The 12,728-nt window shown below is 73.4% G+C and carries 15 protein-coding genes and 1 pseudogene; 13 read left to right on the forward strand and 3 right to left on the reverse strand.

Annotated features, from left to right (window positions below; genetic code table 11):
* The first annotated feature begins 52 nt into the window (after positions 1-52).
* The 4 genes from IE219_RS29040 to IE219_RS29055 all read left to right on the forward strand — a co-directional run bounded on the left by IE219_RS29040 (position 53) and on the right by IE219_RS29055 (position 4,066).
* A complete protein-coding gene (locus IE219_RS29040; RefSeq protein WP_189982872.1) occupies positions 53-826 on the forward strand; it encodes an SDR family NAD(P)-dependent oxidoreductase in 774 nt (257 codons plus the stop codon).
* A 90-nt stretch (positions 827-916) separates the two neighbouring features.
* Positions 917-2,170, forward strand: coding sequence for an NADH:flavin oxidoreductase/NADH oxidase family protein (locus IE219_RS29045; protein WP_189982874.1), 1,254 nt, complete (start codon positions 917-919; stop codon positions 2,168-2,170).
* Positions 2,171-2,381: 211 nt separating this feature from the next.
* Positions 2,382-3,527: a DNA polymerase III subunit beta family protein gene (locus IE219_RS29050; protein ID WP_189982876.1), complete on the forward strand. Its 1,146-nt coding sequence runs from the start codon at positions 2,382-2,384 to the stop codon at positions 3,525-3,527.
* 47 nt (positions 3,528-3,574) lie between these two features.
* The gene (locus IE219_RS29055) at positions 3,575-4,066 is read left to right on the forward strand and encodes a hypothetical protein (RefSeq protein ID WP_189982910.1); all 492 of its coding nucleotides are present in this window, start codon (positions 3,575-3,577) and stop codon (positions 4,064-4,066) included.
* A gap of 18 nt (positions 4,067-4,084) precedes the next feature.
* Here the strand turns inward: IE219_RS29055 and IE219_RS29060 are convergent, their stop codons facing one another.
* On the reverse strand, positions 4,085-5,392 hold the full coding sequence (locus tag IE219_RS29060) for a DUF6357 family protein (protein ID WP_268256868.1): 1,308 nt from the start codon (positions 5,390-5,392) through the stop codon (positions 4,085-4,087).
* Between IE219_RS29060 and IE219_RS29065 the strand changes: the two genes are divergently transcribed.
* Positions 5,378-5,779 carry an Imm7 family immunity protein gene (locus tag IE219_RS29065; protein ID WP_189982880.1) on the forward strand — a complete coding sequence of 134 codons (402 nt, stop codon included), beginning with the start codon at positions 5,378-5,380 and terminating at the stop codon, positions 5,777-5,779. The two genes, IE219_RS29060 and IE219_RS29065, sit on opposite strands and share 15 nt — an antisense overlap.
* Before the next feature lie 83 nt (positions 5,780-5,862).
* Here IE219_RS29065 and IE219_RS29070 read toward each other — a convergent pair whose 3' ends face one another.
* Entirely contained in the window at positions 5,863-6,261 is a 399-nt protein-coding gene (locus tag IE219_RS29070) for a DUF302 domain-containing protein (RefSeq protein ID WP_189982882.1), read from the reverse strand.
* A gap of 269 nt (positions 6,262-6,530) precedes the next feature.
* Between IE219_RS29070 and IE219_RS29075 the strand changes: the two genes are divergently transcribed.
* The 8 genes and pseudogenes from IE219_RS29075 to IE219_RS29110 all read left to right on the forward strand — a co-directional run.
* The gene (locus IE219_RS29075; RefSeq protein ID WP_189982884.1) at positions 6,531-6,896 is read left to right on the forward strand and encodes a rhodanese-like domain-containing protein; all 366 of its coding nucleotides are present in this window, start codon (positions 6,531-6,533) and stop codon (positions 6,894-6,896) included.
* Positions 6,893-7,636, forward strand: coding sequence for a sulfite exporter TauE/SafE family protein (locus IE219_RS29080; RefSeq protein WP_189982886.1), 744 nt, complete (start codon positions 6,893-6,895; stop codon positions 7,634-7,636). The genes IE219_RS29075 and IE219_RS29080 overlap by 4 nt, the downstream gene beginning before the upstream one ends.
* A 180-nt stretch (positions 7,637-7,816) precedes the next feature.
* Positions 7,817-9,193 (forward strand): MBL fold metallo-hydrolase, encoded by a 1,377-nt coding sequence (locus tag IE219_RS29085; RefSeq protein ID WP_189982888.1) that lies wholly within the window; start codon positions 7,817-7,819, stop codon positions 9,191-9,193.
* A 43-nt stretch (positions 9,194-9,236) separates the two neighbouring features.
* Positions 9,237-9,818, forward strand: a complete 582-nt coding sequence (locus IE219_RS29090) for a rhodanese-like domain-containing protein (RefSeq protein ID WP_189982890.1) — start codon at positions 9,237-9,239, stop codon at positions 9,816-9,818.
* Positions 9,819-9,881: 63 nt separating this feature from the next.
* Positions 9,882-10,145, forward strand: a complete 264-nt coding sequence (locus IE219_RS29095; protein ID WP_189982892.1) for a metal-sensitive transcriptional regulator — start codon at positions 9,882-9,884, stop codon at positions 10,143-10,145.
* 455 nt (positions 10,146-10,600) lie between these two features.
* Positions 10,601-11,068, forward strand: a complete 468-nt coding sequence (locus IE219_RS29100) for a winged helix DNA-binding protein (protein WP_189982894.1) — start codon at positions 10,601-10,603, stop codon at positions 11,066-11,068.
* Between the two features lie 338 nt (positions 11,069-11,406).
* Positions 11,407-11,895, forward strand: a complete 489-nt coding sequence (locus IE219_RS29105; RefSeq protein ID WP_229850148.1) for a hypothetical protein — start codon at positions 11,407-11,409, stop codon at positions 11,893-11,895.
* 111 nt (positions 11,896-12,006) lie between these two features.
* A pseudogene (locus tag IE219_RS29110) lies at positions 12,007-12,264 on the forward strand (transposase family protein); the annotation flags it as partial.
* A gap of 218 nt (positions 12,265-12,482) precedes the next feature.
* Here IE219_RS29110 and IE219_RS32035 read toward each other — a convergent pair.
* Positions 12,483-12,728 (reverse strand): SMI1/KNR4 family protein (locus IE219_RS32035; RefSeq protein ID WP_229850150.1); only part of this gene is annotated, 246 nt, incomplete at its 5' end.

Raw genomic sequence — 12,728 nt, forward strand, 5'->3', positions numbered from 1 at the left:
CCGTCACGCTCGCGCTCCGCCATCCGCACCCCACCCCGGAACGGGAGACCCCATGGACCTCACCGGCACCACCGCGCTCATCACCGGCGGCACCCGCGGCATCGGCCTGGCCATCGCCGACACCCTGCACCGGCACGGCGCCCGGATCGTCGTCACCGGCCGCGACGAGGAGCGCGGGCGGCAGGCCCTGGAGCGCCTCGGCGGGGGCGACGGCGTCTCCTTCTGCGCGGCGGACGCCACCCGCCGCGCGGACGCCGAGCGGGCCGTCGACACCGTCGTGGACCGCTACGGCCACCTCGACGTCGTCGTCAACAACGTCGGCGGCGCCACCGACTTCGCCACCGTCGCCGAGATCTCCGACGACACCTGGCACCGCACCCTCGCCCTCAACCTCGACAGCGCGCTCTACACCACCCGGCGCGCCCTGGCCCACCTCGTCCCGCAGCGCTCCGGCCGGATCGTCAGCGTCTCCTCCATGGAGGGGCGGGACCCCGACCCCGGGCTGTGCGCCTACGCCGCCGCCAAGCACGCCCTGATCGGCCTCACCCGGGTCCTGGCGAAGGAGGTCGGCCCGTACGGCGTCACGGCGAACTGCGTCTGCCCCGGCGCCGTCGAGACGGACTGGGTGGTCGAGCAGGGGCCCCGGGCGGCGCGCGTCCTGGGCACCGACTACGCCGGGCTGATCGGGCACTTCACCGGCCGGACCGCGACCGGCCGGCTCACCCGTCCGGAGGAGGTGGCCGCCGCGGTGCTGCTCCTCGCCTCGCCCGAGGGGTCGGGGATCACCGGTTCCTGTCTGGCGGTCGACGGGGGCGCCACCGTGTGACCGGGCCCACCCTCCGCGAAGTTTGCACCGCTCACATCAGCCCCCTAATGTGAGCGGTGCACACATAGTCGGTGGACGAGGAGACCCCGGATGACCAGCGAACTGTTCTCACCCCTGCCCCTGCGCTCGGGCGGAGTGCTGCCCAACCGGATCGCCAAGGCGGCCATGGAGGAGAACATGGCCGGCGACGGCCAGCTGCCCGACGAGCGGTTCCTCACGCTGTACCGCCGCTGGGCGGCCGGTGGCACCGGCCTGCTGATCACCGGCAACGTGATGGTGCACGCCGAGGCGCTGACCGGCCCCGCCGGCGTCGTCCTCGACGCGCGCGCCCCGCTGGAGCCGTTCGCCGCGTGGGCGCGGGCCGCGAAGTCCGGCGGCGGCGCGGTCTGGATGCAGCTCAACCACCCCGGCCGCCAGGTCGGCTCCGACATGCCCGGCGTCGTGTGGGGCCCGTCCGACGTCCCGGTGGACCTCGGCCGGCACAGCGGCCGCTTCGGGCGGCCGACGCCCATGACCGCCGAGCGGATCGAGGCCACCGTCGCCCGGTTCGCGGTCACCGCCGCCCGCGCGGAGGAGGCCGGCTTCGACGGCGTGCAGATCCACGCGGCGCACGGCTACCTGCTGTCGCAGTTCCTCTCCCCGCTGTCCAACCGGCGCACCGACCGGTGGGGCGGGCCGCTGGAGAACCGGGCCCGGATGCTCCTGGACACCGTCCGCGCCGTGCGCGCCGTCGTCTCCCCGTCCTTCGCGGTCTCGGTGAAGCTCAACTCCGCCGACTTCCAGCGCGGCGGCTTCGACGCCGAGGACGCGCGGCGGGTGATCGGGATGCTCGCCCCGCTCGGCGTCGACCTGGTCGAACTGTCGGGCGGCAATTACGAGAGCCCGGCGATGGCCGGGCGGCCCGCCGACGCGCGCACCCGGGCCCGGGAGGCGTACTTCCTCGACCTGGCGGAGGAACTGGTCGCGACCAGCCCCCTGCCGCTGATGCTCACCGGCGGCATCACCCGGCGCGCCACCGCCGAGGAGGCGCTGCGCGGCGGGGTGGCGGTGGTCGGCATGGGCACCGCGCTCGCGGTCACCCCCGACCTGCCGCTGCGCTGGCAGCGGGGCGGCGAGGCCGACCGCCCGCTGCGGCCGGTGACCTGGTCCGACAAGACCCTCGCCTCGGCCGCCGGCATGGCGCAGGTCCGCCACCAGCTCCGCCGGCTCGCCCGGGGCGGCAGCCCCCGGCCGGGCACCCACCCGGCGCGCGCCCTGGTCTGCGAGGGACTGCGACAGCAGCGGGCGCTGCGCCGCTACCGCGCCTGGCTGCCCACCACGGAGGAGACCGGGCGGGCCGCGTAGCAGGCCGGAAGGAGCCCGTCCCTCGTCGTCACGCGTCCGCGAGGAGCCCTTCCAGGGCCCGCGCCGCCTCGGGACGGCGGCCCGTCAGGAGCGCGCCGGACCCGATGCCCTCCGCCCGCCGCACCACCGAGGAGCGCCGCGAGGGCGTCCGTCGCCGGGGCGCGCGGGCCGGTGTTGACCTTCGAGCTGGTCGAAACCCGATGATGACCGGGTGCCGCCTTCCGAACTGATGCCGATCGGGGTCTTCGCCCGGCGCAGCGGGCTGACCCCCAGCGCGCTGCGCTTCTACGCCGACTCCGGGCTGCTGCCCCCCGCCGAGGTCGACCCGGTCACCGGGTACCGCTACTACGCCGCCGAGCAGGTGGCGCGGGCGACCGCGCTGCGCCGGCTCCGCGAGATCGACGTGCCGCTCACCACCGCCCTGACGATCCTGGACGCCGGGCCCGAGGAGGCGTCCCGGCTGGTCGACGAGCACGTCGCCGGGATCCTCGGGGACGCGGCCGAGGCGCTGCGGAAGGCCGCCGTCATCAAGTCCGCGCTCGGCGGCGGCGCGTCCGGTCGGCCGGTCGCGGTGCTGAAGGGGCCGGTGCTGGCGGACGCGGTCGAGCAGGTCCTGACCGCGACCGCGCACGAGCCGGGGCTGCCGGTCCTGGCGGGGCTGCGGATCGAGGCGGACGGCGCGTCGGTCGCCCTGACCGCGACGGACCGGTACCGGCTGGCCCACCGGACCCTGGTGCCGGTGCGGCCGGCGGAGCGGGCGTGGGCGGGCACGGTGGACGGCGACGACCTGCGGGCGGCGGTCTCCGAGGTACGGCGCAGTCCGCTGGTCCGGCTCGAAGCGGTGCCCCACGGGCTCCGGCTCCGGATGCCGGGGCGGGCGGACCGGCACTGCCGGCTGCTGTCGGAGCCGTTCCCCGACCACCGGCTGCTGCTCGCGTCGCTGGAACCGGCGACCACCCGTGCGACGCTCGCGAAGCACGCCCTGCTGCGGGCCCTGGAGGAACAGCCGGGCGCGTACGTCGCGCTGCGGGTGACGGGCGGCGCCGTGACCGTCCGGGCGCTGCCGGACGGACCGGAGGGCGCGGAGCTGCCGGCCGTCACGGAGGGTCCGGAGGTGACGGTCCGGTTCGGGCTGACCACGCTCCATCCCGCCGTGAGCACCGTGATCGGCCCCGACGTGATGCTGGACCTGCGGGGCGGGACCGGGCCCGCGACGGTCCGCTCCGCCGATCGCGGCGACCTCACCACCCTGGCGATGCCCGTCGCCCCCGGACTCCCCCCGGACCCCGAAGATCCCGACGACCACTCCGACCACTCCAGCCACGACCCCGACCACGACCCCGAGGAGCACCTGTGACGACCACGCCCGAGACCCCGACCACCCCGGCCACCCCCGATCCCGTCATGGAGGCCATCGCCGCGGCCGTCGTCGAGGGCCACGGCGGCGACACCGCCGCCGCCCGGCGACGGCTCCTGGAGCTGTGGGCGTCGATCGGCGTCACCGGCGACGCGCTGCACCGCTGCTCGCTGGCCCACCACCTGGCGGACCTGTACGAGGACCCGGCCCAGGCCCTCGCCTGGGACATCCGCGCCCTGGACGCCGCCGCCGCGTTGACCGAGCGGCGCGCCCAGGAGCACCACGCCGATCTCAGCGTCGCGGGTTTCCATCCCTCCCTGCACCTCAACCTGGCCGACTGCTACCGCCGGCTGGGCTCCTTCGAGGCCGCGGCGGAGCACATCGACGCGGCGCGCGAACACCTGCACGCCCTGCCCCGCGCGCCCTACGGGGACATGATCCGGGGCGCCGTCGAAGAGGTGGCCGAGGCCGTGGCCCGGCAGGACCGGACACCCCGGTCCTCCGCCCCCGGCCCCGTCTCTGCCTCTGTCTCCGGGTGAGGCGTCACGGGTGACGCGTCACGCCCAGCGGCCGAGTTCGGCGTCGATCCGGGGGTCCGTGCGGACCCACACCTCGCCGGTGGCGGCCCCCGGCGGCGCGTCGACGCGTTCGAGCCCCAGCGTGCCGATCAGCCGGAGGAGTTCGTCCCGGCTCCCGCCCGTCCGTTCCAGGGCGTGGCCGTCGAAGAAGACGTAGTGCACGTCCCAGCGGTCGTTGTAGCCGGAGTCGGCCCAGATCCGGCAGAAGCGGTCCAGCGTCTCCCGGTCGGCGGGGGCGGGCGCGGGGACGGCGGCGGTCTCCGCGAAGGCCGCCGCGACGTCCTCGGCGCGCCACCCCGGCGCCGCCCGCGCGACCGTCTCGGGGGTGAGGCCGGCCCCGGTGAGGAAGGGGTCGAGCAGCCGGCCGGTCCCGGTGTCCCCGATCTCCGCCCCGGTCTCGCGCAGCCGGTCCACCAGGCCGGTCGCCATGGCGCAGGGGCCCGAGAGGTGGAAGACGCCGGTGGCGGCCGGCAGGGCGCCGCCCGCGGTCTCCGCGGCGGGCGTGTTCCGCGCCAGGGCGAGGAGATCCTCCGGCACGCCGTCGTACAGTGCCGCGTGCGCGCCGTCCGGGGAGCCGAGGGCGCCGTCGGGGTCGTACGTCACCAGCAGGGCGCGCCCGCCGGTGGTCCACCAGGCGTCGACGGTGCCTCCCGCGCCGTCCCCGAAGCCGAAGCGGGTGACCTCGCCGTCGGTCGTCGGCGCGCGTCCCCCGGCGCGGGTCAGGAGCTCCAGCCTGCGGCGCAGTTCGCGCGGGTGGGTGCGGCGCAGCGGGGACGTCTCGAAGGCGTTCCGGAGCCGTGCCCGCGCGAGGTCGGCGAGGTCCGGCAGCCAGGGCCCGAAGCGGTCGAGGGAGGCGAACCCGCCGCGGGCGAAATTGACGACCAGGGTGCGGTAGGCGCCGCCGCCGTCGACGACGCGGTACGCGCTCCGCCCGTCGCCCGCCCCGCGGACCCGGGCGACGGCCTCCTCCTCGAAGAGGAACACGAGCGCGTCCCCGGTCTCCGCGTCCTCGACGCGGACCGAGGTGCTGTCGTCGTCGAGGTGCGCCTCCATGAAGTCCGCGAACGCGTCGAAGGCGGAGCGGGTGCCGTCGGGGTGCCAGGTCCGCTCGGTGCCCTCGCCGTCGCTGAAGGTCAGTGTCCTCATCGTCGTCCTCGCCGTGTGCCGTCGTGGTGGTTCCCCGCCGAGCGTCGCACGCGCGGTGCGCGCTCCGGTCCGCGCCCCCGTGCGGGCGTGCCCGGTGGCGGCCGGGCCCGCCAGTAGGCTGCTCGCGTGTTCGAATATCACGGCTGGATCAGTGTCCAGGAGAGCGCCGGCGCCGATGACGACGATCCCGGGAGCTTCCGGCTCAAGGGGATCGTGGCGGCCATCGAGAGCCGGATCAGGGAGATCGACAGTCAGCACCTGCTCGACCTCCGGTGGATGAACGGCGAGGCGTTCGTGCACTTCGGCGGGTTGCGGAACCACCGCGACCCGGAGGTCCTGGACTTCTTCGGCGAGATCGGCCGGTGGGCGCCGGGCTCGTACGGCCTCCTGCACGTACGGGACGACGAGGACCCCGGTCACGAGAACGAGGTCCGGGTCCTCCGGATGGTGCGCGGCGCGCTCTTCGAGGACGTGGAGGCGTCCCTGTCGCCGTGCGTCCCCGTGCTGGAGGACCCCTACGAGGCGTGACGCCTCCCGATCCCCTTCGAGCGACCCCGCGCGGGCCCGGCCGAGAGGCCGGGCCCGCGCTTCCGTTCCGGGCGTCCCCTCCGTCACACCGAGCCGGTCTCCAGCGAGGCGAGGGCCGCGTCGAGGCGCCGGGTGGCTTCCCGCGCGACGGGTTCCATGGCGGCGAGGCCGGTGAGGGAGACCATGGTGCCGGGGTCGATGGCCTGGACGACGACCTGGTCGCCCTCGGTCCGGACCACGACGTTGCAGGGCAGCAGCAGCCCGATCGAGGGGTCGGCCTCCAGGGCGCGCTTGGCGAGCGGCGGATTGCAGGCACCCAGGATCAGGTACGGCTCCATGGCGTGGCCGAGCTTGGCCTTGAGGGTGGCCTGGACGTCGATCTCGGTGAGGACGCCGAAGCCCTGCTCCCCCAGACTCCGCCGGACGGCCTGCTCGGCCTCCTCGAACGTCGTGTTCAGTCTCACGGTGCGGTCGTAGGACACGTGCTCCCACCTCGTCTCTCGTACGGCCCGCGGCGTCGGCACACGGTGTGCGCGGGCGGGCCGCTCCTCTCCGCAAAGATACCCCCGGGGGTAAGAGTGTTAGGGTGATGACATACCCCTGGGGGTAATTTTCGCGCGAATGGCCCAGCCGTCGCCCGCGCGAACGGCGCGGTCGCGCCCCCGCCGGCACGGCGGAACCCGACGGGCCCGGGAGCCACCCGGCCGCCCCTCCCGCACCCCCGGGCGAGAACCAGAAAGGCGAGTCGCCGATGTTCCTCTTCCGTAAGAGCCAAGAGCGCCTGTCCGTGGACGAGGCCCGCACCAGGACCACCGGGGAGCACCCCGAAGCCGTCCTGCTGGACGTGCGGGAGAAGCCCGAGTGGCGGGCCGGGCACGCGCCGGGCGCGGTGCACGCCCCGCTGACCGGGCTGGTCGCAGGCGCCGCGCCGCCCCCGGCGGCGCAGGGCCGCCCGCTCGTGGTGATCTGTCGCAGCGGGCACCGCTCACAGCAGGCCGCGAAGCTCCTCGCCGAGCGGGGCGCGGCGGCGGTCGACGTCAAGGGCGGCATGAACGCGTGGGCCGCCGCCGGATTCCCGGTCGTCGACGAGCGCGGGAACAGCGGCTCGATAGCGTGAGCACGCTGATCCTCGCGCTCGCCGCCGGAGCCGTCATCGGCCTCGCCCTCGGCGCCCTCGGCGGCGGTGGCAGCGTCCTGGCCGTTCCGGCCCTGATCTACCTGCTGGGCTTCTCCCCCGCGTCGGCGACCACCGCCGCCCTCCTGATCGTCACGGCGACCTCGGCCACCGCCCTCTTCGCGCACGCGCGCGACGGGAACGTGGCCTGGCGGACCGGCGCCCTGTTCGCCGCCGCGGGCGTCGTCCCCGCCTTCCTCGCCGGGGCCGCCGCCGGGCACCTCCCGGCGGCGGCGCTGACCATCGCCTTCTCGGTGGTGGCCGCGCTCGCGGCCGTACGGATGCTCCGGCCCTCGCGCGCCGAGCCGCCGGAGCGGATCCGTCCGGCCAAGGCGGCCGGCGCGGGCGCCGGACTCGGTGCCGTGACGGGCTTCCTCGGCGTGGGCGGCGGTTTCCTCGCCGTTCCCGCCCTGGTCGGCGTCCTCGGTCTGCGCATGCGCCAGGCCGTGGGCACCAGTCTGCTGGTGATCACCGTCAACTCCCTGGCCGCGCTCTCCGCACGGGCGGGCACCGGCGGTGACCTGCGCTGGGAGGTGATCGCCCCGTTCACCGGCGCCGCGATCCTCGGCGCCTGGGACGGCAAGCGCCTCGCCGCGAAGATCACCGGCCAGGGGCTGCAGCGGATCTTCGCGTTCGTCCTGCTGGGCGTGGCGGTCTTCATGCTCGTCGACGCCGCGGTCTGACCGGCCACCGTGACCCAGAATACCCAGGGGGGTATTTGACTTCCGAGGGGAAGCCCCCTTACGGTCGAAGACATAAATACCCCCGGGGGTACATGAGGGCGGAGGACCGCCCCGTACCCCCACCCCGTCCCCATCCGCCCCACCCCAGGTGGGCGCCGGTTCCTCAGGAGGGAATGCGCCGTGTTCTTCACCCAGTACTACCTCGACTGCCTCTCCCAGGCGTCGTACATGATCGCCGACGAAAAGACCCAGCAGGCCGTGGTCGTCGACCCGCGCCGCGACGTCTCGGAGTACCTCGCCGACGCCCGGGCCCACGGCTTCACCGTCGTCGGCGTCATCAACACCCACTTCCACGCCGACTTCGTCGCGGGGCACCTGGAGATGGCGGCCGAGACCGGCGCCTGGATCGGCTACGGCTCCCGCGCCGAGACCGAGTACCCGATCCGCCACCTCGCCGAGGGCGAGCGGATCCCGCTGGGCGACGTCGCGCTGGAGATCATGGAGACCCCCGGGCACACGCCCGAGTCGATCAGCGTCCTGGTGTACGAGCACGCCGACGACGAGGCCGCGTACGGCGTCCTGACCGGCGACGCCCTCTTCATCGGCGACGTCGGCCGCCCCGACCTCCTCGCCTCGGTCGGCGTGACCGCCGAGGAGCTGGGCGGGATGCTCCACGACAGCGTGCAGAACAAGCTGATGGGCCTGCCCGACGAGGTCCGCGTCTTCCCCGCGCACGGCGCGGGATCGGCCTGCGGCAAGAACCTCTCGACGGAGAAGCAGTCCACCATCGGCGAGCAGCGCGCCACCAACTACGCCTGCGCCCCGATGGACCGCGAGGACTTCGTCGCGCTCGTCACCGCCGGCCAGTCCACCGCCCCGGGCTACTTCGCGTACGACGCCGAGCTCAACCGCAAGGAGCGCCCGCTGTACGACGGGACCGCGGCCGCCCGGCCGCTGTCCCTGGACGAGTTCACCGCGCTGCGGACCGGCGGCGCCGTCGTCGTCGACACCCGCGACCCGCAGGAGTTCGCCGCCGGCCATCTGCGCGGCGCGGTCAACCTGCCCGCCGACGGCCGCTTCGCCGAGCAGGCCGGCACCGTCCTCGACCCGTCCGACGAGCTGCTCGTCATGGCCCCGCAGAACCGCGAGGAGGAGGTCGTCACCCGCCTCGCCCGCATCGGCTTCGACCACGTCACGGGTTACGTCCGCAACCCCGAGGACGCCCTGCGGGTCCTGGCGGACGAGGTCGCCCCCGCCAGCCGCCTCACCGCCGCCCACCTGCGGACCGCCCTCGCCGGCGACCACCCGCCGGTCGTCGTCGACGTCCGCACCTGCGGCGAGCGCGAGGCCGACGGCTTCATCCCCGAGGCCCTGCACATCCCGCTGAGCGAGCTGCCCGCGCGGGCCGCCGAGCTCCCCGCCGACCGGCCGCTCGTCCTGCACTGCGCCGGCGGCCACCGCTCCTCCATCGCGGCCAGCCTGCTGCGCCACCGGGGCGTGCGGGACGTCTCCGACATCCTCGGCGGATACGCCGCCTGGTCCCTCACCGCCGCCTGACCCTCCCCCTCCCCCCTCCCCACTTCTCCCCGGAGCCCTTTAAATGAGCGCGAAGCGCACCGTCCAGTCCATCTCCCCCGCCGTCCTGCGCGGGCTCACCGAGGAAGGCCGCGCCCCGCGCCTGCTCGACGTGCGGACCCCCGCCGAGTTCCGTACGGCCCACATATCCGGCGCGTACAACGTCCCGCTGCACACCCTGCGCGAGCACCGCGCCGAGCTGCTCTCCCACCTCGACGAGGAGGTCGTGCTCGTCTGCCGCTCCGGGCAGCGCGCGAAGGAGGCCGAGCAGGCGCTCGCCGAGGCCGGCCTGCCCAACCTCCGCGTCCTGGAGGGCGGCATGAACGCCTGGGAGACGGCCGGCGCCCCCGTGAACCGGGGCCCCGAGCGCTGGGACATGGAGCGCCAGGTCCGGCTCGTCGCCGGCTCGATCGTCCTGACCACCGGCCTCGTCGGCATCCTGGTCCCGGGTGTGCACCTCGTCGGTACGGCGGTCGGCGCCGGCCTGACCTACGCGGCGCTCAGCAACTCCTGCGCCATGGGCGTCCTGCTGTCCAAGCTGCCCTACAACCGCGGCCCCCGCACCGACATCAGCACGGTGATCGCGGGCCTCCGCGCCACCGCGTAACACTGTCCCGCATACCCCAAGGGGTATCATCGAAGAGGGGGAAGGCACAGAAGGGAACACCCCATGCAGGTGGACGAAGAGTCGATGAAGCCCGTCCTGAACCGGCTCCGCCGGGCCCAGGGGCAGCTGGCCGCCGTCATCACCATGATCGAGTCGGGCCGCGACTGCAAGGACGTCGTCACCCAGCTCGCCGCCGTCTCCCGCGCCCTGGACCGGGCCGGCTTCAAGATCGTGGCCGGCGGCATGCGCCAGTGCCTGGCCGAAGGCTCCGACACCCCGCCCATGACCGAAGAAGAACTGGAAAAGCTCTTCCTCACCCTCGCCTGACTCCCACCGCCCCTGCTGGCCGGAGCCCCCTCCCCCACCAGGGGCACACCCATGCCCGCCGAACGCCGACGAGCGCGCGGTGCTCGAACAGATCCTGTCGGCGGAGTTCACCAGCGCCGCACAGCTGCGGAATCAGCCGACCCGCACCGAGGCGACCGCCGTCCGGGGACCCGATCCGGTGAGCGTCGACCTGCGAGTCCGGGAACCGTGCGAGCATGCGGCACCGCGGCTCGCACGGACCGACCGCGGAGCCACGCTTGCGGCTCTGGAGTTGGCGTGGGTCACCGACGAGATGCCCACGTCCCTCCCGGCCGTCCTGACGACTGGGCCCGCCCCCACCTCACATGTGCCGGAAAATCACACACTTGACCTCAACCAAACTTGAGATCCTACGTTCTCCGCATGAACCGCACAGCGTGCGGGCTTCGCACCGAAGCACCAGGAGAGGACTCCCCATGGCGACCCAGCAGACCTCCGACGCCGAGCTGGCCGGACAGCCCGCCGCATACTGGACCGGCGTCGCCCATGAGGCCCTCATCGCGTACACCCGAGCCCAGCAGGCCGCGAAGGGCTACACCCAGCCCCAGTTCTGGCTGCTGCGCAATCTGTCGGAGAACGACATCTCGCCCGACGACGAGGGGATGACCCTGCCCGCACTGCGGGAGGCCATGACCTCCTACATCCGCCCCGAGGACGATCTGGCGGCGGAGGCCGCGACACTCCTGAAGCGTGGCTGGCTGACCCGGGACACCGAAGACCGCCTGTGGCTCACCCCGGAAGGCGAACAGGCCCGCATCGACCTCGCGCGCAACGGCCCCGCGATCCGCGCCGCCCTCCACGAAGGCATCGACGACACCGACTACATCACCACGGTGAAGGTACTCCAGCAACTGATCCACAACGCGGGCGGAACAATCGCCTGACAGAACGCGGGCCCGAACGTCCTGCCCGCCTCCCTGGCGAATTCACGGCAGGTCAGCCCGCGCCACTGAGCCTTTTCCATCCTCATGCTGAGGCGTGTCGAAGGACGAGGACGGCCTGAACGATCGTGGTGATGCCGTGTCACCCACCGGGGTAAGGGCGACACGAGGCGCTGCCCGTGCTTTCGGTCCTCACGCCGTCCCGGCGCTTGGTGCCGCCCGCGGCGCGCGTTGCGAGAATGCTTCCTGTAGGCACGTTTCGATCTGGGGTGGGTTGGTTGGGCTGGTGGGCGGAAAGGTTTCTCCGGGACGGAGAGCGTCCTGCGTGGGCGTGGGTTCCGATGAAGTCCGTGGGGCCCCTACGGTTCAGTCAGAGCAAGGAGGAGGTCTCAGCCGCTCTGGGCGAGCCGATCACGGCATGGGACACCAAGAAGTACGCGCGCTGGTTTCCCTTCGACGGGGTGGGTATCGACACCTACTACGACCAGGAGACGCAGACCTTGGCCGCAGTGGCTGTCGATGCCTGCCGGGGTCCGCAGGTCAGCCTCGATGGTGTCCCTCTGGTGGGTCGGCTGCCGTCGGAACTCGAACCCTGGATCGAGCAGACCGCGTCAACACTTGAGGATCCGACGCTGCCCGAGTACGTCGACGGCCTGCGCTTCGGGCCCCGCGGGGAGCCGTATCTCCTCAGCCTGGGATTGGTCCTGCGCTGCCAGCAGAATGGAGACCACGCCCGCTGCCGCCCGGTGTCCCTTGCGCCTCAGTGGGCCATGCGAGGCCGGGAAGGGATCAAGGACTTGATCCCCGACAGGGAGTGGCTGACGTACTGAGCGGCTTCGACCTGACGGAAGGATGGGCGTGCGGCCCCAGCGGCGGAGATGAAGAAAGCTCCTGGTAGACGGGTTCACGACCAAGATCGCCAGTCCGCCAGGACCTTTCTCGTGCTTGTCTACCCATCCGCTACCGGTCTGTCCAGCCGCACCCTGCGCCACCTCTCCGGTCTTCTCGCAGGCCACCGCCGCCGCATCGGCTCCCGCTGGCGTCGCCTGACCTGCGGCCGGCAGGCCCTGCTCGTCATGGCTCACCTGCGCTACGGCGACACTTACGCGCGCCTCGCAGCAGGCTTCCGCATGAGAATCGCCACGGCTTACCGCTGCATACGCGAGGCCATCGACCTCCCGGCCGCCCTCGCTGGAACAGGCCATGGAGACCGTAGGGGTTCGGCAGCGTGCCGTCGAGGTTGTCGAGCAGGGGAAGTCGCCGAAGCCCGCCGCGAAGCGGACCCAGGCCGCTTCCCCATATTGATGCTGGCGCTTGAAGACCACGACATCCCAGCCGTCCGGATCGCGGGTGTCGCAGAGCCAGAAGACCACGTCGCCGCTGGCACTGCGCACGAAGGGAAGCAGCCTTCCCTCTTTCAGATCTTCCGGGGAGGTACCGGGAGAAGACCACCGTATGGGGAACCTGCCACTGGCGGCGTGCTGATGCCGAGGCACTCGTTCAGATCGCCGCCTCCGTAGAGCGTGACGAAGTCGCGGTAGTCGGCCGGCAACCGCAGGCCCGTGCTCCGGGTCCGCGCCGGCACCGAGGTCATCGCTCCCCGACCATAAAAAGACTCCCGGAACGCAGGAAAGCCCCGCACCAGTGGTGCGGGGCTTTCCCG

Source organism: Streptomyces termitum (genome assembly GCF_014650175.1).
Taxonomy (GTDB): domain Bacteria; phylum Actinomycetota; class Actinomycetes; order Streptomycetales; family Streptomycetaceae; genus Streptomyces; species Streptomyces termitum.